The following is a 20684-nucleotide window of genomic DNA, read 5'->3' as shown; positions in this document are numbered from 1 at the left end:
GCGCAACCCCCGCACGCCACCCCTCCCCACACACCGGCCCCCCCCCCCCCCCCGCCCCCCCCCCGGGCGCCCCCCCCCGCCCCCCCCCCCCCCCCCCCCCCCCCCCCCCCCCCCCCCCCCCCCCCGAGGGGGTCGGCCGGCAGCCCGAGCGCCCGGGCCAGGTCGTTGCCGGTCCCGGCGGGGACGACGGCCAGGGGCGTGGGGGTCCCCGCCACCGCCTGCAGCCCCGCGTGGGCGGCGCCGTCCCCGCCGACGGCGACCACGGCGGCCGCACCGGCGGCGGCGGCGGCGACCGCCTCGGCCTCGGCGCGGGCCCGGGTGGCGGCCGGCAGCACCCGCGGGGCCAGCCCGCCGCCCCGCAGGGCGGTGAGGACGTCCGCGGTCACCGCGCGCGCCCGCCCCCGGCCCGCGGCGGGCGGCACCAGGACGGCGACCTCGGCGGCGCTCACCGGTCGCGGGCCGCCGGCCGGGCCCGCAGGTGCGCCCGCTCCCCCTGCCGGCCGAAGAGGCTGAGGAACTCGACCGCGCGCCCGTCGGCGGCGCCGAACCAGTGCGGCACCCGGGTGTCGAACTCGGCGGCCTCGCCGGGCCGGAGCACCAGGTCGTGCTCCCCCAGCACCAGCCGCAGCCGGCCGTCGAGGACGTAGACCCACTCGTAGCCCTCGTGGGTCTGCGGATCGGGCTCGCGCCGGTCCCCGGCGGCGATGACCAGCTTGTAGGCCTGGATGCCGCCGGCCCGGCGGGTCAGCGGCAGCATCGTCATGCCGTGCCGGGTGACCGGCTGCAGGTGCACCCGCGGGTCGCCGGTCGGCGGGGCCCCGACCAGCTCGTCGAGGGTGACCCCGTGCTCGCGGGCCAGCGGCAGGAGGAGCTCCAGCGTGGGGCGCCGGGCGCCCGACTCCAGCCGCGACAGCGTGCTCACCGAGATGCCGGTGGCGGCCGACAGGTCGGCGAGGGTGGTCTCCCGGCGCTTGCGCAGCGCCCGCAGGCGGGGACCGGCCGCGGCCAGGGTCTGCTCGAGGTCGTCGCCCACCCACCCAGCTTGCCATTACCGCAAGGACGTTTGCCAGCACGCGCGGGCGGCGGGCACCGTGGCCGGCATGAGCGCACAGGAGCAGCAGGACCGGGACGTCGTGGTGGTCGGCGGGGGCGCCGCCGGGTTGAGCGGGGCGCTGGTCCTCGCCCGGTCGCGCCGGTCGGTGCTGGTGGTCGACGCGGGCGAACCGCGCAACGCACCCGCCGACGGGGTGCACGGGTTCCTCACCCGGGACGGCGTACCGCCGGCCGAGCTGCTGGAACGGGGCCGGGCCGAGGTCCGCGGCTACGGCGGCTCCGTCGTCCGCGGCGAGGTCACCGGGGTGACCCGGGACGGCGGCGCGCTGGTGGTGTCCCTGGCCGGCGGCCGGGTGCTGCGGGCCCGGCGGCTGCTGGTCGCCACCGGGCTGGCCGACGAGCTGCCCGACGTCCCCGGCCTGCGGGAACGGTGGGGCCACGACGTGCTGCACTGCCCCTACTGCCACGGGTGGGAGGTCCGCGACCGGGCGATCGGCGTGCTGGCCTCCGGGCCGATGTCGGTGCACCAGGCGCTGCTGTTCCGGCAGCTGTCCGATGACGTCACCTACCTGGCGCACACGCTGCCGCCGGACGAGGCGCAGGCCGAGCAGCTGGCCGCCCGCGGGATCCGGGTGGTCGAGGGCGCGGTGGCCGGCGTGGCCGTCGAGGGTGACCGCCTGGCCGGCGTGGACCTGGCCGACGGCACCCGGGTCCCGCTCGAGGCAATGGTCGTGGCCACGAGGATGCGGGCCCGCGCCGGGTTCCTCGCCGGGCTCGGGCTGCACCCGGTCCCCCACCCCGCCGGTGTGGGGGAGCACCTGCCCGCGGACCCGTTCGGCCGCACCGACGTCCCCGGGGTGTGGGTGGCCGGCAACGTGACCGACCTGGCCGCGCAGGTCGGCGCCGCGGCCGCCGCCGGCGCCATGGCCGCCGCGCAGATCAACGCCGACCTCGTCACCGAGGAGACCGGCGCCGCGGTCGCCGCGCGCCGGGCCGCGCCGGCGGCCGCCGGGGCCCGGTGACGGCCGCCGCCCGGTGCCCCCGCGGGGGCCGGCCTCACGCCGGTGCCCGCCGCGGGGCTCGACCGCCGGCCCCCACGGCGGGCACCATCCTCCGCGTGACCAGCACACCGGCCGCGGCGCAGCACCTGCGCGACCTCGCGCGGCTGCGCCGCGTCCGGGACCGGATCGACCGGGAGTACGCCCGGCCGCTGGACGTCGGGGCGCTCGCCCGGGGCGTGCACATGTCGGCCGGGCACCTCAGCCGCCGGTTCCGGCTCGCCTACGGCGAGCCGCCCTACGCCTACCTCATGACGCGCCGCGTCGAGCGCGCCATGACGCTGCTGCGGCGCGGCGACCTCAGCGTCACCGAGGTCTGCTTCGCCGTCGGCTGCTCCTCGCTGGGCACCTTCAGCACCCGCTTCACCGAGCTGGTCGGGATGCCGCCGAGCACCTACCGGCGCCGCGCGGCCCGCGCGACCGCCGGGCTGCCGTCCTGCGTGGCCAGGCAGGTGACCCGACCGGTCAGGAATCGAGAAGCCCGGGTCGCCGAGCCGTCCCTAGCGTGACCGGCATGGACATCACCATCCACTACGCGTTCCTCCCGCACGACGACCCGGAGGCCGCCCTGGCCTTCTACCGCGACACCCTCGGCTTCGAGGTGCGCAACGACGTCGGCTACGAGGGCCTGCGCTGGATCACGGTCGGCGCGCCCGACCAGCCGGGCACCTCCCTCGTCCTGCACCCGCCGGCCGCCGACCCCGGCATCACCGAGGAGGAGCGGCGCACCATCACCGAGATGATGGCCAAGGGCACCTACGCCTCGATCGTCCTGGCCACCAAGGACCTCGACGGCACGTTCGGGCAGGTCCAGGCCGCGGGCGCCGAGGTGGTGCAGGAGCCGACCGAGCAGCCCTACGGGGTCCGGGACTGCGCCGTCCGCGACCCCGCGGGCAACATGGTCCGCATCCAGGAACTGCGCTGACCCGCCCGGCGGGCCCGCCCCTGCCGGCCGGCACGGACAGCGGGGCGGCCCGCGCGGGCGTCAGCGCCGGGACGAGGCGGGCGGGCCCTCGGCGGGTTCGTCCTCGCGGCGCAGGGCCAGGTCGAGGTCCGAGGGCTGCGCGTCGAGCCGCGAGGGTGCGGCGTCCAGGGGCGAGGCGTCGTCGTCGGACAGCCCGTGGAAGTGCTCGACGGCCGCCCGCCTGGCCCGCCGCCTGTCGACCACCCGGGCCAGCTGGATGGCCAGCTCGAACAGCACGATCATCGGCCCGGCCATGAGCAGCATGGTGAACGGGTCCTGGGTCGGGGTCACGAACGCGGCGAACACGACGGTGAGGAAGAAGATCCACCGCCGGCTCCTCGCCAGCACCTCGTGGGACAGCACCCCGACCAGGTTCAGCGCGACCGCGATCAGCGGCACCTCGAAGCTGACCCCGAAGGCGACCAGCAGGGCCAGCACGAACCCGATGTAGTCCTGCGCGGTCAGCGCGACGACCACCCCGTCGCCGGCCAGCGACAGCAGCAGCTCCAGCCCCGCCGACAGCGACACGTAGGCCAGCACCGCCCCCAGGGCGAACAGCAGCGTCGACACCGCCACGAACGTGACCCCGTAGCGCTTCTCGTTGCGCTTGAGCCCGGGGGTGATGAAGGCCCACAGCTGGTAGAGCCACACCGGCGCCGAGAGCACCGCCCCGGCCAGGAAGCTGACCTTCAGCCGGATGAACACCCCGCCGAACACGTCGGTGATCAGCAGCCCGCAGCCGCCTTCGGCGTCCCCGCCGTAGCGCAGGTCGGCCGGCAGCCCGCAGTAGGGCGCGCGGATGAACTCCCCCAGCCCGTGCCCGTACCACCAGAACGCCACCGCGGTGGCCACCAGCAGCGCGAGCAGCGCCTTGGCGATCCGGTTGCGCAGCTCGGTCAGGTGCGCGATGAGCGTCATGGTCGCCGCAGGGTCCCGCGGCCGGCGGCGCCGGCGCAGCAGGGACCGGCGCGAGGGGGTGGCGCTCATCGCGTGCGGGAGGGGTCAGCGAGAGCTGTCGGGAGCCCCGGCCTGCCCCGCGGCGCGGGCCCGCAGCTCGGCCGCGCGCGCCTCGGCGGCCCGCGCCTCGGCCTCGAGCCGCTCGCCCTCCGACGGCGCGGCCGGCAGCACCTCACCGCGGACGGGGGTCGTGCGGGCGGCGTCCCTGGTGCGGACGTCGTCGTCCTTCATGCCCTTCATCTCGCCCTTGAAGATGCGCAGCGAGCGGCCCAGCGAGCGGGAGGCGTCGGGCAGCTTCTTGTAACCGAAGAGCAGCAGGACGGCCAGGATGATCAGGCCGATCTCCAAGGGGCCGAGTCCGGCCATGACGTCCTCCAGGGGTGCGGTGGCGGTTCGATGCTACGTCGGGCGCCGGCGCGTGCCCGCCCCCCGAGGGCGGGGGCCGGCGACGTCAGCGTGAACTCTGGGTGTCCGCGGCCCGGGCCGCGGCGGCCTGCACCTCGGCGAGCACCGGGCGCAGCTCGGCCTCGAACCCGCGGACCTCGCGGTCGAGGCGGCGCAGCGCACCGACGACGCCGTGGACGACGGCGCCCAGGACCACGGCGGCCAGCACGACGACGGCGATCCACACCACGAGCAGCAGCACGGCGCCGACCCTAACCGCCGGGGCCGGGCGCCGGCCGCGCGCCCGCGGCGTACCGGGCCAGCGCGGCGCGGGCGTCGTCGGCCACGGCCCGGGCCAGCTCGGGGGGCGCGTCGACGGTGGCCGCCCCGCCCAGGGAGGCGACCAGGCGGCGGGCCCAGGCCAGGTCGTGCGTGCGGAGCACGACGACGAGGCCGCCGGGCGGGTCGTCGACCTCCCGCACCTCCTCGACCGGGTAGTACTCCGCCACCCAGCGGGCCCACCGGGCCAGTCGCAGCCGCACCACCGGCGCGCCCGGCTCGGGCTGGTACAGACCGGCCTCCACGTCGCGCGGTGCCGCCTGCGGCGGCGGCGCGGCCGGCTCGTCGAGCACCCGGACGTCGTCGATGCGGTCGAGGCGGAACAGCCGCACCCCGGCCACCTCGCGCGACCACGCCTCGAGGTACCAGCGGCCGTCGACCAGCAGCAGCCGCATCGGGTCGACGGTGCGCTCCGTGCGCTCGTCGCGGGTGGGCACGTAGTAGTGCAGGTGCAGCGCCCGGCGGCGCTCGAGGGCGTCGCGGACCACGGCCAGGGCCTGCTCGCGGGCGTCGACCGAGAGGGCGACCGGGCTGACCCGCTCCCCCGCGTGCCCGGCGACCGCGGAGACCTTGGCCAGCGCCCGGCTCACCGCCTCCCGCTCGGCGAGGCCGGGCAGCTCCAGGAGCGTGCGCAGCGCCACCACCAGCGCGACCGCTTCATCGGTGGTGAGCCGCAGCGGGCGCACCATGCCCGCGGTGAAGGTGACCCGCACCCGGTCGCCCTCGAAGGAGAGGTCGATGAGGTCGCCCGGGCCGTAGCCGGGCAGGCCGCACATCCACAGCAGCTCGAGGTCGCGGCGCAGCTGCCGCTCGGGGACGCCGAAGTCGCGGGCGGCCTCGGCCAGCGGCACCCCCTCGGGGCGGGCGGTGAGGTACGGGACCAGCGTGAGCAGCCGGGTGATCCGCTCGTTGGTGCCGGGCGAGGTCACGCCATCGCCGCCAGCCGGGTCAGCCGCTCGACGACCGCGTCGCGGACCGCGGCCGGAGCCTCCACCAGCACGTCGGGCCCGAGCGCGGCCAGCTGGTCGGCCAGCCGCATCGGCTCGGTGGTGCGCAGCTCGAGCCGGTCCCACACCTCGCCGCCGTCCCCGCTGCCGCCGTCCCCGCCGCCGCCCGCTGCAGCCCCCAGCGGGGTCGCGTGCCGGCGCAGGCCGACCGCGGCGCCCGGCCGGGCGCGGACGACGACCCGCTGCTCGGCCCCGCCGAACTGGCCGGCGACCATCGCGGCGAGGTCGACGTCGGCCGGCGGCTCGAAGGCGCCCGCCGGCCCGGTGGCCCGCGGCGTGCCGACCACCCGGGAGAGCCGGAACGAGCGGCGCTCCTGCCGGTCGAGGTCGAACCCGACGAGGTACCAGCGACCGTGCCAGGCGACGACCCCCCACGGCTGGACGTGCCGGCGGGCGGGCTCCTGCTCGTCGGGGCGGCGGTAGTCGAACTCCAGCACCCGGCGGTCGCGGGCGGCGGTGTAGCAGGCCTCGAAGGCCGGCTCGTCGGAGTCCAGCCGCGGCTGCAGCGGCAGCCCCCGGCCGGTGTCGACCTCCACGCCGGCGGCCTTCAGCTTGACCAGCGCGCTGTGCGCGGCGCCGGCCAGCTGCGCCGACTCCCACAGCCGCAGGGCCAGGCCCACCGCGGCGGCCTCCTCGCCGGTGAGGGTGATCTCGGGCAGCTCGTAGTCGGCGCGGGCGATGCGGTAGCCGTCCTCGGTGTCGAAGACGCTGGTGCGGCCGGTCTCCAGCGGCACCCCCATCTCCCGCAGCTCGGCCTTGTCCCGCTCGAACATCCGCTTGAACGCCTCGTCGGCGCGGGCGGTGCCGTCGTCGGGCTCGTAGCCGGGGACCGTGGCGCGAATCCGTGCGGCGGTCACGTACTGGCGGGTCCCGAGCAGGGCGATGACCAGGTTGACCAGCCGCTCCGCCCGCTTCGCCGACACGGCGCACAGGCTAGTCGCCGACGCCCCGGCCGGTCGCCCGGAAACCGGCCCCCGGGCGACGGCCCCGGGCGACGGCCCCGGGCGACGGCCCCGACGGCGGCCCCGGAACCGGCCCCGGACGCCGGCCCCGGAACCGGCGTCCGGACGGCCTGGCTAGCCTGCCCGCGTGGGGGACGAGAGCACGACACCGCACCGGATCCGCTGGCGCCGCGGCACCGTCACCGCCCTCGGGCGGGCCTGGCGGGACGCCCAGGAGCTGACCGTGGAGGTGGCCGGCGACGGCGAGCTGCGCGCGCTGGCCCACCCCTCCCTGGTCGGCACGCCCGAGGTCGGCGACACGGTGCTGCTCAACACCACCGCCTGGGCGCAGCGGCTGGGCACCGGCGGCTACGCCCTCGTCGTCGCCGTCCCCGACCGGCTGCCCCCGGACCCGGCCGGCCCCGGCCACCTGGTCAAGGCCCGGTACACCCCGCTGCAGGTGAGCGTGCAGGGGGTCGACGAGCAGGACACCGACCACCACCGGACCATCGCCGACGCCGAGGACCTCGGCGGGATGCCGGTGGTGGTCGCCGACCTGCACTCGGCGCTGCCGGCGGCCCTCATCGGCGTGCTGGCCACCGACCCGGACCTGCGGGTCGCCTACGTGATGACCGACGGCGGGGCGCTGGTGGCCGGCTTCTCGCGGACGCTGTCGGCGCTCGCGCCGTCCCTGGCCGGGGTGGTCACCGTCGGCCAGGCCTTCGGCGGCGACCTGGAGGCGGTCACCCTGCACACCGGGCTGCTCGCCGCCCGGCACGTCCTCGGCGCGGACGTGGCGATCGTCAGCCAGGGCCCGGGCAACCTCGGCACCGGCACGCCGTGGGGCTTCTCCGGCGTGACCGCCGGTGAGGCGTGCAACGCGGTGACCACCCTCGGCGGGCAGCCGATCGGGGCCCTGCGCATCTCCGACGCCGACCCGCGGCCCCGCCACCGGGGGGTGTCGCACCACTCGCTGACCGCGTTCGGGCGGGTGGCGCTGGGCGGGGTGACGCTGGTGGCCCCCCGCGGCCTCGGCTCGGAGCTCGGCGGCCAGGTCGAGGAGGACCTCGCCGGCCAGCCGGAGCGCAACCCGGTGGTGTGGGTGGACGTCGACGGCCTGGAGGCCGCGCTGGGCCTGTCCCCCGTGCCGCTGTCGACGATGGGCCGCGGGTACGACGAGGAGCGGCCGTACTTCCTCGCCGCGGCCGCCGCCGGCCGCTACGCCGCGCTGCGCGTGCCCTGACCGGGTGGGGTGCCGGGGGCGGGAGAACCTCGCCCCCGGCACTCCACCCGGTCCTCACATGCTGGCGATCAGCTTGTCCACCCGCTCGTCGACGGCCTTGAACGGGTCCTTGCACAGCACCGTGCGCTGGGCCTGGTCGTTGAGCTTGAGGTGCACCCAGTCGACGGTGAAGTCGCGGCGCTTCTCCTGCGCCCGCCGGATGAACTCCCCGCGCAGCCGGGCGCGGGTGGTCTGCGGCGGCACGTTCTTGGCCTCGAACACCCGGGGCTCGTGCGCCACCCGGTCGACCTGGTGGTTGCGCTCGAGCAGGTAGTACAGCCCGCGGGTGCGGCTGATGTCGTGGTAGGCGAGGTCCATCTGGGCGACCCGGGGGTGCGAGAGCGGGAGGTCCCGCTTGGCCCGGTAGCGCTCGATGAGCTGGTACTTCGTGGCCCAGTCGATCTCCCGGTCGATGAGCGACAGGTCGCCGGTGTCGACGGCCTTGAGCACCCGCCCCCACAGCTCCAGCATCTGCCGGTGCACCGGGCCGAAGCCCTCCCGGTCGACGAACTCCGCGGCGCGGCTGTGGTACTCGGCCTGGATCTCCAGCGCCGACATCTCCCGCCCGCTGGCCAGCCGCACCTTGCGGCGGCCGGTCATGTCGTGGCTGATCTCGCGGATGGCCCGGATCGGGTTCTCCAGCGTCATGTCCTTGACGGGGACGCCGGCCTCGATCATCCGCAGCACCAGGTCGGTGATCGCGACCTTGAGCAGCGTCGTCGTCTCGTTCATGTTCGAGTCGCCGACGATGACGTGCAGCCGGCGGTAGCGCTCGGCGTCGGCGTGCGGCTCGTCGCGGGTGTTGATGATCGGCCGGGAGCGGGTGGTGGCCGAGGAGACGCCCTCCCAGATGTGCTCGGCGCGCTGGCTGACGCAGTAGATCGCCCCCCGCGGGGTCTGCAGCACCTTGCCGGCGCCGACGACGATCTGCCGGCTGACCAGGAACGGGATCAGCACCTCGGCCAGCCGGCTGAACTCCCCGTGCCGGCCGACCAGGTAGTTCTCGTGGCAGCCGTAGCTGTTGCCGGCCGAGTCGGTGTTGTTCTTGAACAGGTAGATGTCGCCGGTGACACCCTCCTCGGCCAGCCGCTGCTCGGCGTCGACGAGCAGGCCCTCGAGGATGCGCTCCCCGGCCTTGTCGTGGACGACGAGCTCGGTGAGGTCGTCGCACTCGGCGGTGGCGTACTCGGGGTGGCTGCCGACGTCGAGGTAGAGCCGGGAGCCGTTGCGCAGGAAGACGTTGGAGCTGCGCCCCCACGACACCACGCGGCGGAACAGGTAGCGGGCCACCTCGTCCGGCGAGAGCCGGCGCTGGCCGCGGAAGGTGCACGTGACGCCGTACTCGGTCTCGATCCCGAAGATCCGTCGTTCCACGGACCGAGCGTAGGCGCCGATGCCGACGGTGGCCCCCTGTCACGGTGCGGCGCGCCCGGCCGGCGACCGGTCGCCGGGGACACCCCGTGGTCCCTCGGCCGCGCCGCTCGTCCAGCCGCTGCAGCAGCCCGTCGACGACGCGGGCGACGTCGTCGTGGTCGTTCTGCGCGGCCCGCTGCTTGCCGTGGACGAGCGCCGCGCGGTTGACCCGGGAGAAGTCGCCGTACGGGAAGGAGTAGCGCTTCGTGGTGTCCTCGGAGGCGTCGGGGTCCACGGCGAGGTGCCAGGACCCGAAGCCGTCCCAGCCGTGCCGGGCGGTCTCCTCGTTCGCCTGCTCGGTGGAGGGCGCGGCGTCGGACCACGGGGTGTCGACGTCGACCCGGCCGGCGTCGATCAGCTCCCGGGCGCGGGCGACGGCGGCGTCGTTGACGCGGTAGGCGGGCATGTCCCCGGGCCACCCCGCCGCCGCCCGCCCGGCACCCGGGTCAACCGCGCGGCGGGTCCTCCTGGTCGCCCTCGCTGCCGGCCGTCCCGCCGGTGTCGGGAGCCGCCGGGTCGCCGAGGCCGGCGGGGGTGCCCGGCGCCGGGTGGCTGGGCGCGTGCGCGGCGGTGTGCGGCTCGGGCGCCGGCTCGGCCGCGGCGTCCCCGCCGTCGAGCAGCGAGCGCAGCGCGGCGCCGACGACCCGCCGGAAGGCCCGCTGGGGCCGCCGCCGGTCGAGCACGGCCACCTCGAGCTGCTCGGCCGACAGCTGGGTCGGGGCGCCGTTGCTGCCGGTGGTGGCGGGGCTGACCGTGGACAGCGCCGACACCCCCACCCGCAGCGCGTCGGCCAGGCCCATGCCCGGCAGGAAGTGCTCGCGCAGGTCGGCGCTGACCGCCTCGGCCTGGCCGCCCATGACGACGAAGTCCGGCTCGTCGACGACCGAGCCGTCGAAGGTCAGCCGGAACAGCTGGTCGGCCTCGGGGGTCTCGCCGACCTCGGCCACGCACAGCTCCACCTCGAAGGGCTTCATGTGCTGGGTGAAGACCTCACCGAGGGTCTGCGCGTAGGCGTTGGCGATGACCCGGCCGGTGACGTCGCGCCGGTTGTAGGAGTAGCCGCGGACGTCGGCCAGCCGGACGCCGGCCACCCGGAGGCTCTCGAACTCGCTGTAGCGGCCGACGGCGGCGAAGCCGATGCGGTCGTAGAGCTCGCCGACCTTGTGCAGCGTGGAGCTCGGGTTCTCGGCGATGAACAGCACGCCGTCGGCGTAGGTGAGCACGGCGACGCTGCGGCCGCGGGAGATGCCCTTGCGGGCGTACTCCGAGCGGTCCCGCATGACCTGCTCGGGCGAGGCGTAGTACGGCATGGTCACGGCGATCAGCCCTGCCCCTCGGCGGCGGCCCGCTCGTCGACGATGGTGGCGGCGACGGCGGCGACCTCGTCGTCGGGGAGCCGCACGGCGCCCTCGGCGTCCACCCGGTAGACGATCGGGTACAGCCGCCGGACCGGGTCCGGGCCGCCGGTGGCCGAGTCGTCGTCGGCGGCGTCGTAGAGGGCCTCGACGAGGCTGCGCGTCGCGGCGTCCCGGCCCAGGCCCGACCGCCAGGTCTTCTTCAGCGAGTTGCGGGCGAACAGCGACCCCGAGCCGACGGTCGCGTAGCCGCGCTCCTCGTAGTTCCCGCCGGTGACGTCGTAGCTGAAGATCCGGCCCGGGGTGGTGCCGGGCGCGGCGTCGAGGTCGTAGCCGGCGAACAGCGGGACGACGGCCAGGCCCTGCAGCGCCGCCCCGAGGTTGCCGCGGATCATCTGCGCCAGCCGGTTGGCCTTGCCGTCGAGGGAGAGCGTGAGGCCCTCGATCTTCTCGTAGTGCTCGAGCTCGACCTGGTACAGCTTCACCATCTCGATCGCGATGCCCGCGGCGCCGGCGATGCCGATCACCGACCAGGCGTCGGCCGGGTAGACCTTCTCGATGTCCCGGCTCGAGATGAGGTTGCCCATGGTGGCCCGGCGGTCGCCGCCCATGAGGACGCCGTCCGCGTAGGTCACCGCGGCGATCGTCGTGCCGTGCGGGGCGAGGTCACCGACGGGCAGCTGCGGGACGGGCCGCCGCCCGGGCAGCAGCTCGGGCGTGGTCGCCGCGAGGAAATCGGTGAACGAGGACCCCACCCGGTCCAGGTAGGCGGGTGAGAACCCGCCCCGGCCAGCTGACGACTCGGTCACCCATCCGCCTCTCTTGCCGGCCGCTGCCGGCGGAACCCGCTCGTGCGCCCCGGTGCCCGGGGCCTCGCCTGACGTCGGTGCGACCCTACCGGCGGGGCCTCCGCCGGGCCGGGCGCCTCCGCGAGGGCGAGCCGCTCGGACGCGTGCTGCTCACGGTGCCCCTGGGCGTACAGCGCGGCGGTGTGCAGGAGGGCGGGGTCGTCGCGGAACAGGCCGAGCCCCTGGTTGCACCGCTGGCACAGCAGCCGGCGGGTCCGGCCGGTCGCGTGGTCGTGGTCGAGGTGCTCCGGCCCCGGCTCCCCGCAGATGCCGCACCGGTCCCCCTGCGCGGCGCGGAGAGCATCGAGGTCCGCCCGGGTGATCCCGTGCGTCCGGTGCAGGTAGGCAGCTGCGTTCTCGGCACGATCGCAGGCGCGACACCGGCTCCCGAATCCGGACGCGGTCCGCGAGTTCCGGGTGTAGTCCTCGTGTGCCACGGGCTGCTGGCAGACGGGACACCAGCGGAACCCCTCCGAGATCCATGAGTGATCCCGGACGGTCAGCCCCGTCGACTCACGCCGGCGGCGGTACCACGCTCGGTTCCGACGTCGATTGCAGGCCAGGCAGTAGAACGAAAGGCCATCGCCGAGGGACTGGTTGCGCCCGATCTCCGAGTGGGTCTTGACTTCTCCGCAGTCAGGACAGCGCTTGGTCGCCGTCATCGCGATGACTACGCAGAGTGTTCACTCGCCTCCCTTCTGTACGTAGGATCGAACGAACTCCTCGGAGTTCTCCTCCAGCACCTCGTCGATCTCGTCGAGGATGGAGTCGATGTCCTCGGACATCTCCTTGTGCCGCTCGGCGACGTCGGTGTCGACCGAGGCCTCGACCTCCTCGGTCTCCTCCCGCGAACGGGTCGCGCGCTGCTGACCGCCGGTGTCCCTCGTGGCCATGGGTGCCTCCGTGTCGTGGCTGGCTGCGTCTGGGGTGGCCGCTGCCTGTGGTGCAAGCTACCCGCGCGGGGTGACGAACGGGCGTCGGCGCCGCGGAGGCCGGGGATCAGCCCCCCGTGATCGTGTCGACCAGCTCCTGCGCGGACGACGTCGACTCGAACAGCGCCCCGACGTGGTCGCGGGTGCCCCGCAGCGGCTCCATGGTCGGGATCCGCACCAGGTTCTCCCGCCCCAGGTCGAACACCACCGAGTCCCAGGAGGCGGCGGCCACCTGGGCGGGGTAGCGGCGCAGGCACTCGCCGCGGAAGAAGGCCCGGGTGTCGGTCGGCGGCCGGGCGACGGCGCGCGCGACCTCCTCGTCGGTGAGCATCCGGGTCATCGACCCGCGGGCCAGCAGCCGGTGGTAGAGCCCCTTGTCCGGGCGCACGTCCGAGTACTGCAGGTCGACCAGCTGCAGCCGCGAGTCCCCCCACGCCAGCCCGTCGCGGGAGCGGTAGCCCTCGAGCAGCCGCAGCTTGGCCGGCCAGTCGAGCCGGTCGGCCAGGCGCATCGGGTCCTCCCGCAGGTCGGCGAGCACCTCGGCCCACCGGCGCAGCACGTCGGCGGTCTGCTCGTCGGAGGTCCCGGTGCGGTCGACGTGCGCCTGGGCCATCTCCAGGTAGGCCTCCTGCACCTCCAGCGCGGTCATCCGCCGCCCGTCCCGGAGGCGCACCCGGTGGGTCAGCGACGGGTCGTGGCTGATGGCCTGCAGCGCCTCCACGGGCTCCTCGATGGTGAGGTCCTGGGTCAGGGCCCGGGCCTCGATCAGGGCCAGCACCAGCGACGTCGTCCCGACCTTGAGGTAGGTGGACAGCTCCGCCAGGTTCGCGTCGCCGATGATCACGTGCAGCCGGCGGTACTTGTCGGCGTCGGCGTGCGGCTCGTCGCGGGTGTTGATGATCGGCCGCTTGAGCGTGGTCTCCAGCCCGACCTCGACCTCGAAGAAGTCGGCGCGCTGGGAGATCTGGAACCCGTGCGTGCGGCTCTCGGTGCCGATGCCCACCCGCCCGGAGCCGGCGACGACCTGCCGGGTGACGAAGAACGGGATCAGCCCGCGGATGATGTCGAGGAACGGCGTCCGCCGGTCCATGAGGTAGTTCTCGTGCGCACCGTACGAGGCGCCCTTGCCGTCGGTGTTGTTCTTGTACAGCTGGATCGGGCTGGTGCCCGGGATGCGCGCGGCCCGCCGGGCCGCCTCGGCCATCACGTACTCCCCCGCCTTGTCCCACAGGACGACGTCGCGCGGGTTGGTGACCTCCGGCGTCGAGTACTCCGGGTGGGCGTGGTCGACGTAGAGCCGGGCCCCGTTGGTGAGGATGACGTTGGCCATCCCGGCGTCCTCGTCGAGGTCGGCGTGGTCGAGGGCCTGCGCCGGGGACAGGTCGAAGCCCCGCGCGTCGCGCAGCGGCGACTCCTCCTCGAAGTCCCAGCGCGGCCGGCGCGGCGTCGGCGCCTCGGCCACCGCCCAGGCGTTCACCACCTGGCTGGACAGGGTGGTCGGGTTCGCCGAGGGCTGCCCGGGCACCGAGACGCCGTACTCGACCTCGGTCCCCATGACCCGCCGCACGCTCATGGCCCAACCCTAGGCGGCCTGGCCGGGGCACCGGCGGGCACGGTCACCGAACGCATCCGGCCCTTCCCGCTCGGCGCGCGCCGACGGCCCGGCCGGCGCCCTGGGGCGCGGACCGGGCCGTCGGGGGGCCGGCTACAGGTACTGGCCGGTGTTGGTGGCGGTGTCGATCGCGCGGCCGGACTCGGTGCCCTTGCCGCTGATCAGCGTGCGGATGTAGACGATCCGCTCGCCCTTCTTGCCCGAGATCCGCGCCCAGTCGTCGGGGTTGGTGGTGTTGGGCAGGTCCTCGTTCTCCTTGAACTCGTCGAGGCACGCCTGCATGAGGTGGCCGACCCGCAGCCCGCCGGCGCCGGTGTCCAGCCGCTCCTTGATGGCCATCTTCTTGGCGCGGTCGACGATGTTCTGCAGCATCGCGCCGGAGTTGAAGTCCTTGAAGTACAGGACCTCCTTGTCCCCGTTGGCGTAGGTCACCTCGAGGAAGCGGTTCTCCTCGCTCTCGGTGTACATCCGCTCGACGGTGCGCTGGATCATCCCGGCGATCGTCGCCTCGCGGCTGCCGCCGTGCTCGCCGAGGTCGTCGGGGTGCAGCGGGAGGGTGGTGGTGAGGTACTTGCTGAAGATGTCCCGGGCGGCCTCGGCGTCCGGCCGCTCGATCTTGATCTTCACGTCGAGCCGGCCGGGCCGCAGGATCGCCGGGTCGATCATGTCCTCGCGGTTGGAGGCGCCGATGACGATGACGTTCTCCAGGCCCTCGACCCCGTCGATCTCGCTGAGCAGCTGGGGCACGATCGTCGACTCCACGTCGGAGGACACGCCCGACCCGCGGGTGCGGAAGATCGAGTCCATCTCGTCGAAGAACACGATCACCGGCGTCCCCTCGCCGGCCTTCTCCCGGGCCCGCTGGAAGACCAGCCGGATGTGCCGCTCCGTCTCGCCCACGTACTTGTTGAGCAGCTCCGGGCCCTTGATGTTGAGGAAGTAGGACCTCGCCTGCCCCTCCCCCTTCACCGCGGCGACCTTCTTGGCCAGCGAGTTGGCCACGGCCTTGGCGATCAGCGTCTTGCCGCAGCCGGGCGGCCCGTAGAGCAGGATCCCCTTGGGCGGGCGCAGCTCGAACTCGCGGAACAGGTCGGCGTGCAGGAACGGCAGCTCGACGGCGTCCCGGATCTGCTCGATCTGCCGCGCGAGGCCACCGATGTCGGAGTAGTCGATGTCGGGGACCTCCTCCAGCACGAGCTCCTCGACCTCGCTCTTGGGGATCCGCTCGTAGACGTAGCCCGAGCGGGTCTCCAGCAGCAGCGAGTCACCGCTGCGCAGCGGCTGGTCGGCCAGCGAGTCGGCGAGGTGGACCACCCGCTCCTCGTCGGTGTGCCCGATCACCAGGGCGCGCGGGGCCTCCCCGGCCACGGGCTCGAGCAGCTCCTTGAGCATGACCACGTCGCCGGAGCGCTCGAAGCCGCAGGCCTCGACGACGTTCATCGCCTCGTTGAGCATCACCTCCTGGCCGTGCCGCAGCTCGTCGAGCTCGACCGCCGGGGAGACCGACACCCGCAGCTTGCGGCCGCCGGTGAAGACGTCGACCGTGCCGTCCTCGTACCGGGTCAGGTAGACGCCGTACCCCGACGGCGGCTGCCCGAGCCGGTCGATCTCCTCCTTGAGCGCAACCAGCTGCTCGCGCGCCTCGCGCAGCGTGCCGGTCAGCTTGTCGTTGCGTTCCGAGAGGAACGCCGCGCGCCCCTCCGCCTCGGCGAGCCGCTCCTCGAGCGCGCGCACCTGGCGGGGGCTGTCGGCGACCTTGCGACGCAGCAGGCCGATCTCCTCCTCGAGGTAGGAGATCTGGCTGAGCAGCGCGGACACGTCGCGCTCACGTCGCGCTCGGAACTCGTCGGGACCCAGGCCCATCGCGCACCTCCGCACATCGGGGGAGCCAGGAGGCAAATCTATACACGGCCGCCGACGGTGTGCCGGGGGCTCGCGGGCGCCGGGTAACGGCCCGGATCCGTCTGCGCCGGGGTCCGGCGGAGCCGCCTCAGTGGCGCTGGGCGCGGCGCTGGCGGGTGGGGGCGGTGACGCCCTCGGCCAGCCGGCGGGCGGTCACCAGGAACGCCGTGTGGGCGACCATCCGGTGCTCCGGGCGCACCGCCAGCCCGACCGCATGCCAGGGCCGCAGCAGGGTCTCCCAGGCGTGCGGCTCGGTCCACACCCCCTGGGCCCGCAGCGCCTCGACGTAGGTCGACAGCTGCGTGGCGGTGGCCACGTACCCGACGAGGACGCCGCCCGGGCGCAGCGCGGCGGCCACCGCGGGCAGCACCGCCCACGGCTCGAGCATGTCCAGGACGACCCGGTCGACGACCTCCCCGGCCGGGTGGTCGGCGAGGTCCCCCAGCCGCAGGTCCCAGTTCCCCGGGACGTCGCCGAAGAAGGCGCCGACGTTGGCGCGGGCGACGTCGGCGAAGTCCTCCCGGCGCTCGTAGCTGGTCACGGCACCCCGCTCCCCCACGGCGCGCAGCAGCGAGCAGGTCAGCGCGCCCGAGCCGGCGCCGGCCTCGAGCACGCGCATGCCGGGCCCGATGTCGCCGAAGGCGACGATCTGCGCGGCGTCCTTGGGGTAGATGACCTGGGCGCCGCGCGGCATGGACAGCACGAAGTCGGCCAGCAGCGGCCGGAACGCCAGGTAGCCGGTGTTGGCCGTCGAGTGGACGACGGAGCCCTCCGGCGCGCCGATGAGGTCGTCGTGGGCGATGGCGCCGCGGTGGGTGTGGAACAGCTTCCCGGGCTCGAGGACGACGGTGTGCAGCCGGCCCTTGGGGTCGGTGAGCTGGACCCGGTCGCCGGCGACGAAGGCGCCCGGCACCGGCTCCCGCGGGTCGGCACCCCCCGGCGCCGCCGGCGCGTCGGGGTGATCCGGGGTCTGCTGCTCGACGTCCACGGGCGGCCAGCCTACGAGGACCCGGGCGGCGCTCCGCGGCGCGCGCTCCCGGACTGTCGGCGGGCGCGCCTAGCCTCGGGAGCATGACGACGGCGACGGCGCAGGACTCGGCGCTCGACGGCGGAGCGCAGGACTCGGCGCTCGACGGCAGCGCGGTTCCCGGGCAGCCCGCCCCCGCGGCTGCCCCTTCCCCGGACGCGACCGGGCCCGACGCGCCCGGCGCCCCGCGCCGGCCCGCCCTGTCCCCCAGCCGGGCGGCCGACTTCAAGACCTGCCCGCTGCTGTACCGGTTCCGCACCATCGACCGGCTGCCGGAGCGCCGCAGCCCCGCGGCCGTGCGCGGCACGCTGGTGCACGCGGTGCTGGAGCGGCTCTACGACCTGCCCGCCGCGCAGCGCACCCCCGAGGCCGCCCGCGCGCTGGTGGCCCCGGCCTGGGAGGAGCTGGCCGCCGACCCCGAGGTCGCGGCCCTCGTCACGGCCGAGGGCGCCGAGGGTGCCGGCGAGCCGCTGGAGAGCTGGCTGGCCTCGGCCGGGCGGCTGGTGGAGACCTACTTCACCCTGGAGGACCCTTCCCGCATCGAGCCGCACGGCCGCGAGGAGCTCATCGAGGTCACCCTGCCCGACGGGCTGCTGCTGCGCGGCTACGTCGACCGGCTGGACGTCGCCCCCAACGGGGCCCTGCGGGTGGTCGACTACAAGACCGGCTCCATGCCGCGCGAGGCCTTCGAGGCCAAGGCGCTGTTCCAGATGAAGTTCTACGCCCTGGTGCTCTGGCGCACCCGCGGCGTGGTGGCCAGCCAGCTGAAGCTGATCTACCTCGGGGACGGCGACACGCTCACCTACGCCCCGGACGAGGGCGAGCTGGTGCGCTTCGAGCGGACGCTGACCGCCATCTGGGCGGCGATCGAGCGGGCGGTGGCCACCGGCGACTTCCGGCCGAACCGCACCCGGCTGTGCGCCTGGTGCGACCACCAGGCCCTGTGCCCGTCGTTCGGGGGCACCCCGCCGCCGTTCCCCGCCGAGGCCGCCGCCGCGGCCGGCTGGGCGTCGCTGCCGGTCGTCGAGCGGGACTGAGCGAGCCGCCCGCACGCCGCGCCCCGGCCCCGTCGCCCGGCATGCCGCTGGAGGACCTGCCCTCCGTCGACGCGCACTCCCTCGTCGTCGGCGCTCCGCCGCCCGCGGTGTGGAACGCCGTCCTCCAGGTGCTGGGGAGCGCGTTCGGCACCGGCACGTCGCCGGCCCTGGCCCGGCTGCCGGGCTGGGAGCCGTCGGCCACGACCGGCTGGGACCGGCCGGGCGTGGGCTCGACCGTCCCCGGCTTCCGCGTCGTGACGGCGCAGCCGCCCCGGCTGCTGGTCGTGGCCGGCCGGCACCGGTACGCCCGCTACGGGATCGTGGCCCGGGTCGAGCCGCGCGGGAGCGGATCCCGGCTCGGCCTCGAGACCCGGGCCGCCTTCCCGGGCCGCCGGGGCGCCGCCTACCGGCTCGCCGTGATCGGGACCGGCGGGCACGCCGTGGTCACCCGTCGCCTGCTCCGGCGGGTGGCGCACGCCGCCGAGCGGGCCGCCGTGCGGGGCGGACGCTGATCCGGGCCCGGTCGCGCCGGGCACGGCCCGCCCGCACCGGGGCGCGGGCGCGGCAACACCGCCGCCGGCGGCCGCGCTCGACCTGCTGGCCCTGCGACCCCCGGCGGGAGGACGATGCCGGGGCCGACCCCACCTCGACGCCGGGGAGCCGCCCGTGCACGGGTACCGAGCCGACCGGGCCTTCGACGGCGAGCGGCCGCTCCCCGGCGGCGCGCTGGTGCTCCTCGACGGCGCCACGATCCGGGGCGTGCAGCCGGCCGCCGCCCCGGCCCCCGACGGCTGCACCGTCACCGACCTGCCCGGGGCCACCCTGCTCCCCGGGCTGGTGGACACCCACGTGCACCTGTGCGGCGACGGCGGCCCGCGCGCCCTCGACCAGCTGCCCGACCTGGCCGCCGGGCGGCTCGGGGAGATCGTCACCGACGCCCTGGCCCGGCAGCTGCGGGCCGGCGTCACCACCGTGCGGGACCTCGGCGACCGCGACTGGGTGGTCGTGGACCGGCCGCGCCGCGCCGCGGACGCGCCCACCGTCGTCGCCTCCGGGCCGCCGCTGACCTCACCGCGCGGCCACTGCTGGGCGATGGGCGGCGAGGTGACCGGCGTGCCGGGGCTGCGCCGGGCGGTCCGCGAGCGGGCCGACCGCGGTGCCGACGTCGTCAAGGTCATGGTCAGCGGCGGGCTGCTCACCCCCTGCACGGACGTCACGGCCTGCCAGTTCTCCCCCGAGGAGGTCCGGGCCGTCGTGGAGGAGGCGCACCGGGTCGGCCTGCCGGTCGCCGCCCACGCGCACGCCCTCCCCGCGGTCGAGGCGGCGCTGGCGGCCGGCGTCGACGGCGTCGAGCACTGCAGCTGCCTGACCGGCAGCGGCGCGCGGGTGCCCGACGACCTGCCGGCCCGGCTGGCCGCGGCCGGGACGGCGGTCTGCCCCACGCTGGGCCGGCTGCCCGGGGTCGAGCCGCCGGCGCACGTGCAGGCGCGCATGGCGGCGTCGGGCACCAGCTACGAGGACCACCTGCTCACCGCGGCGGCGCTGCACCGCGGGGGTGTCGCGCTCCTCGCGGGCACCGACGCCGGCGTCGGGCCGCCGAAGCCGCACGGGCTGGTCGCCCTCGCCGTGGCGGAGCTGGTGGCCGCGTGCGGCGTCCCGGCGGCCGAGGCGCTGGCCGGCGCCACCGGGCGGGCGGCCGACGCGATCGGCCTGGGCCACCGCACCGGCCGGCTGCGCGCCGGCCGGGACGCCGACCTCCTGGCCGTCGACGGCGACCCGCTCACCGACCCGGCGTGCCTGCAGCGCCCCCGGCTGGTCGTGCTGCGGGGCCGGGAGGTCCTCCGGGGCTGAGCGCGGTCAGGCGGGGCAGCCGGCGGCCTCCCGGCCGGTCAGCAGCGTCCCGAGCTCGGCCAGGTCCACGCCGGACAGGCTGCCGCGCAGCGTCAGCCCGGGCGCGGGGCCCACCGGCTGCAGGGACGGGACGGCGAGCACCGCGGCACCCGCGGCCAGCCCCGCGGCCGCGCCGGAGGGCGAGTCCTCGACGACCACGCACCCGGCCGCGGCGACCCCGAGGGCGGCCATCGCCTGCCGGTAGGGGGCGGGGTGGGGCTTGGGAGCCGGCACCTCGTCGCCGCAGACGGTGACGCCGAACAGCCGGGGGCCGAGGTCGTCGGCCATGCGGGCCAGCAGCGGCGCGGCCAGCCGGCGGGGCGTCGTCGTCACCAGGGCCGTCGGGAGCCCGGCGTCGCGGGCCTCGGCGAGCAGCTCCCGCGCCCCCGGCTGCCAGCGCAGCGGGCGGTCGAGCAGGCCCACCATCAGGTCCTCGACCCAGACGGTGTCGGCCACCAGCCGGGCGTCGTCGGGGTCGAGGCCGAGGTCGGCGTAGAGGATGCCCAGCGCCACCGGCATGCTCGTGCCCACCGTCGCCGCCCGCGCGGCCGCCGACACCTCGCCGTCGTGCCGCCGGGCCAGCTCGGCCAGGGCGTCGCCCCAGAGCTCCTCGGTCTCCACCAGCGTGCCGTCCATGTCGAACAGCACCGCGGCCAGGTCGTCGCGCACGTCACCTGCACTCG

23 protein-coding genes are annotated in these 20684 nt (G+C 75.9%); 7 read left to right on the top strand and 16 right to left on the bottom strand.

All coding sequences use genetic code 11. The features are described 5' to 3' along the window. Together ACI8AC_RS10510 and ACI8AC_RS10505 are read right to left on the bottom strand one after the other, a co-directional pair. A partial coding sequence (locus ACI8AC_RS10510) for a diacylglycerol kinase family protein (protein ID WP_456897707.1) occupies positions 1-422 on the bottom strand: 422 nt, incomplete at its 3' end. Between the two features lie 23 nt (positions 423-445). Further along, the gene (locus tag ACI8AC_RS10505) at positions 446-1033 is read right to left on the bottom strand and encodes a helix-turn-helix domain-containing protein (protein WP_456897703.1); all 588 of its coding nucleotides are present in this window, start codon (positions 1031-1033) and stop codon (positions 446-448) included. Positions 1034-1100: 67 nt separating this feature from the next. Here ACI8AC_RS10505 and ACI8AC_RS10500 point away from each other — a divergent pair, with 67 nt between their 5' ends. The 3 genes from ACI8AC_RS10500 to ACI8AC_RS10490 all read left to right on the top strand — a co-directional run bounded on the left by ACI8AC_RS10500 (position 1101) and on the right by ACI8AC_RS10490 (position 3036). Continuing rightward, complete coding sequence (locus tag ACI8AC_RS10500) at positions 1101-2075, top strand: NAD(P)/FAD-dependent oxidoreductase (RefSeq protein ID WP_456897702.1); 975 nt, start codon at positions 1101-1103, stop codon at positions 2073-2075. Between the two features lie 95 nt (positions 2076-2170). After that, entirely contained in the window at positions 2171-2620 is a 450-nt protein-coding gene (locus ACI8AC_RS10495; protein WP_456897701.1) for a helix-turn-helix transcriptional regulator, read from the top strand. A gap of 5 nt (positions 2621-2625) precedes the next feature. After that, on the top strand, positions 2626-3036 hold the full coding sequence (locus ACI8AC_RS10490; RefSeq protein ID WP_456897700.1) for a VOC family protein: 411 nt from the start codon (positions 2626-2628) through the stop codon (positions 3034-3036). A gap of 60 nt (positions 3037-3096) precedes the next feature. On the opposite strand, the gene tatC is transcribed toward ACI8AC_RS10490, so the two are convergent. The 5 genes from tatC to ACI8AC_RS10465 form a co-directional block, all read right to left on the bottom strand. Beyond that, positions 3097-3993 (bottom strand): twin-arginine translocase subunit TatC, encoded by an 897-nt coding sequence (gene tatC / locus ACI8AC_RS10485; protein WP_456897699.1) that lies wholly within the window; start codon positions 3991-3993, stop codon positions 3097-3099. An 84-nt stretch (positions 3994-4077) separates the two neighbouring features. Continuing rightward, the gene (tatA, locus tag ACI8AC_RS10480) at positions 4078-4398 is read right to left on the bottom strand and encodes a Sec-independent protein translocase subunit TatA (RefSeq protein ID WP_456897698.1); all 321 of its coding nucleotides are present in this window, start codon (positions 4396-4398) and stop codon (positions 4078-4080) included. A gap of 85 nt (positions 4399-4483) precedes the next feature. Beyond that, positions 4484-4678, bottom strand: coding sequence for a hypothetical protein (locus ACI8AC_RS10475; protein WP_456897697.1), 195 nt, complete (start codon positions 4676-4678; stop codon positions 4484-4486). Positions 4679-4688: 10 nt separating this feature from the next. Beyond that, the gene (locus ACI8AC_RS10470) at positions 4689-5684 is read right to left on the bottom strand and encodes a helix-turn-helix transcriptional regulator (protein ID WP_456897696.1); all 996 of its coding nucleotides are present in this window, start codon (positions 5682-5684) and stop codon (positions 4689-4691) included. Next, complete coding sequence (locus ACI8AC_RS10465) at positions 5681-6685, bottom strand: helix-turn-helix transcriptional regulator (RefSeq protein WP_456897695.1); 1005 nt, start codon at positions 6683-6685, stop codon at positions 5681-5683. Before ACI8AC_RS10465 ends, ACI8AC_RS10470 begins: the two co-directional genes overlap by 4 nt. A 166-nt stretch (positions 6686-6851) precedes the next feature. On the opposite strand from ACI8AC_RS10465, the gene ACI8AC_RS10460 reads away from it, so the two are divergent. Continuing rightward, the gene (locus ACI8AC_RS10460; protein WP_456897694.1) at positions 6852-7946 is read left to right on the top strand and encodes a DUF3866 family protein; all 1095 of its coding nucleotides are present in this window, start codon (positions 6852-6854) and stop codon (positions 7944-7946) included. Between the two features lie 54 nt (positions 7947-8000). On the opposite strand, the gene pafA is transcribed toward ACI8AC_RS10460, so the two are convergent. The 8 genes from pafA to ACI8AC_RS10420 all read right to left on the bottom strand — a co-directional run bounded on the left by pafA (position 8001) and on the right by ACI8AC_RS10420 (position 17035). Further along, the gene (gene pafA / locus ACI8AC_RS10455) at positions 8001-9359 is read right to left on the bottom strand and encodes a Pup--protein ligase (protein ID WP_456897693.1); all 1359 of its coding nucleotides are present in this window, start codon (positions 9357-9359) and stop codon (positions 8001-8003) included. A 485-nt stretch (positions 9360-9844) separates the two neighbouring features. Continuing rightward, positions 9845-10708, bottom strand: a complete 864-nt coding sequence (prcA, locus tag ACI8AC_RS10450; protein WP_456897706.1) for a proteasome subunit alpha — start codon at positions 10706-10708, stop codon at positions 9845-9847. Positions 10709-10719: 11 nt separating this feature from the next. Further along, positions 10720-11562, bottom strand: coding sequence for a proteasome subunit beta (gene prcB / locus ACI8AC_RS10445; RefSeq protein ID WP_456897692.1), 843 nt, complete (start codon positions 11560-11562; stop codon positions 10720-10722). After that, positions 11559-12263 (bottom strand): endonuclease domain-containing protein, encoded by a 705-nt coding sequence (locus tag ACI8AC_RS10440; RefSeq protein ID WP_456897691.1) that lies wholly within the window; start codon positions 12261-12263, stop codon positions 11559-11561. Before ACI8AC_RS10440 ends, prcB begins: the two co-directional genes overlap by 4 nt. Before the next feature lie 21 nt (positions 12264-12284). Then, complete coding sequence (locus tag ACI8AC_RS10435) at positions 12285-12494, bottom strand: ubiquitin-like protein Pup (RefSeq protein ID WP_456897690.1); 210 nt, start codon at positions 12492-12494, stop codon at positions 12285-12287. A 106-nt stretch (positions 12495-12600) separates the two neighbouring features. Continuing rightward, positions 12601-14106, bottom strand: a complete 1506-nt coding sequence (gene dop / locus ACI8AC_RS10430) for a depupylase/deamidase Dop (protein WP_456897689.1) — start codon at positions 14104-14106, stop codon at positions 12601-12603. A gap of 132 nt (positions 14107-14238) precedes the next feature. Then, positions 14239-16008 carry a proteasome ATPase gene (gene arc, locus ACI8AC_RS10425; RefSeq protein WP_456897688.1) on the bottom strand — a complete coding sequence of 590 codons (1770 nt, stop codon included), beginning with the start codon at positions 16006-16008 and terminating at the stop codon, positions 14239-14241. A 127-nt stretch (positions 16009-16135) separates the two neighbouring features. Next, positions 16136-17035, bottom strand: a complete 900-nt coding sequence (locus tag ACI8AC_RS10420) for a tRNA (adenine-N1)-methyltransferase (RefSeq protein WP_456897687.1) — start codon at positions 17033-17035, stop codon at positions 16136-16138. An 83-nt stretch (positions 17036-17118) separates the two neighbouring features. On the opposite strand from ACI8AC_RS10420, the gene ACI8AC_RS10415 reads away from it, so the two are divergent. The 3 genes from ACI8AC_RS10415 (at position 17119) to ACI8AC_RS10405 (ending at position 19962) form a co-directional block, all read left to right on the top strand. Next, a complete protein-coding gene (locus ACI8AC_RS10415; protein WP_456897686.1) occupies positions 17119-18111 on the top strand; it encodes a RecB family exonuclease in 993 nt (330 codons plus the stop codon). A gap of 41 nt (positions 18112-18152) precedes the next feature. After that, positions 18153-18623, top strand: a complete 471-nt coding sequence (locus tag ACI8AC_RS10410) for a hypothetical protein (protein WP_456897685.1) — start codon at positions 18153-18155, stop codon at positions 18621-18623. Positions 18624-18777: 154 nt separating this feature from the next. Next, positions 18778-19962, top strand: coding sequence for an amidohydrolase family protein (locus ACI8AC_RS10405; RefSeq protein ID WP_456897684.1), 1185 nt, complete (start codon positions 18778-18780; stop codon positions 19960-19962). 6 nt (positions 19963-19968) lie between these two features. On the opposite strand, the gene ACI8AC_RS10400 is transcribed toward ACI8AC_RS10405, so the two are convergent. After that, on the bottom strand, positions 19969-20670 hold the full coding sequence (locus ACI8AC_RS10400) for an HAD family hydrolase (RefSeq protein ID WP_456897683.1): 702 nt from the start codon (positions 20668-20670) through the stop codon (positions 19969-19971). Positions 20671-20684: the final 14 nt, after the last annotated feature.

The sequence above is a fragment of the Geodermatophilus sp. SYSU D00758 genome, assembly GCF_054049955.1.
Note: the sequence above shows the minus strand (reverse complement) of the source record. Positions and strands in the feature narration are given on the sequence as shown.

What these genes read in the sequence shown, in the direction of transcription:
- ACI8AC_RS10500 (WP_456897702.1), top strand. Translation starts at nt 1,101, where the DNA reads ATGAGCGCACAGGAGCAGCAGGACCGGGACGTCGTGGTGGTCGGCGGG.
- ACI8AC_RS10490 (WP_456897700.1), top strand. Translation starts at nt 2,626, where the DNA reads ATGGACATCACCATCCACTACGCGTTCCTCCCGCACGACGACCCGGAG.
- tatC (WP_456897699.1), bottom strand. Translation starts at nt 3,993, where the DNA reads ATGACGCTCATCGCGCACCTGACCGAGCTGCGCAACCGGATCGCCAAG.
- tatA (WP_456897698.1), bottom strand. Translation starts at nt 4,398, where the DNA reads ATGGCCGGACTCGGCCCCTTGGAGATCGGCCTGATCATCCTGGCCGTC.
- prcA (WP_456897706.1), bottom strand. Translation starts at nt 10,708, where the DNA reads ATGCCGTACTACGCCTCGCCCGAGCAGGTCATGCGGGACCGCTCGGAG.
- ACI8AC_RS10440 (WP_456897691.1), bottom strand. Translation starts at nt 12,263, where the DNA reads ATGACGGCGACCAAGCGCTGTCCTGACTGCGGAGAAGTCAAGACCCAC.
- ACI8AC_RS10435 (WP_456897690.1), bottom strand. Translation starts at nt 12,494, where the DNA reads ATGGCCACGAGGGACACCGGCGGTCAGCAGCGCGCGACCCGTTCGCGG.
- dop (WP_456897689.1), bottom strand. Translation starts at nt 14,106, where the DNA reads ATGAGCGTGCGGCGGGTCATGGGGACCGAGGTCGAGTACGGCGTCTCG.
- arc (WP_456897688.1), bottom strand. Translation starts at nt 16,008, where the DNA reads ATGGGCCTGGGTCCCGACGAGTTCCGAGCGCGACGTGAGCGCGACGTG.
- ACI8AC_RS10415 (WP_456897686.1), top strand. Translation starts at nt 17,119, where the DNA reads ATGACGACGGCGACGGCGCAGGACTCGGCGCTCGACGGCGGAGCGCAG.
- ACI8AC_RS10410 (WP_456897685.1), top strand. Translation starts at nt 18,153, where the DNA reads ATGCCGCTGGAGGACCTGCCCTCCGTCGACGCGCACTCCCTCGTCGTC.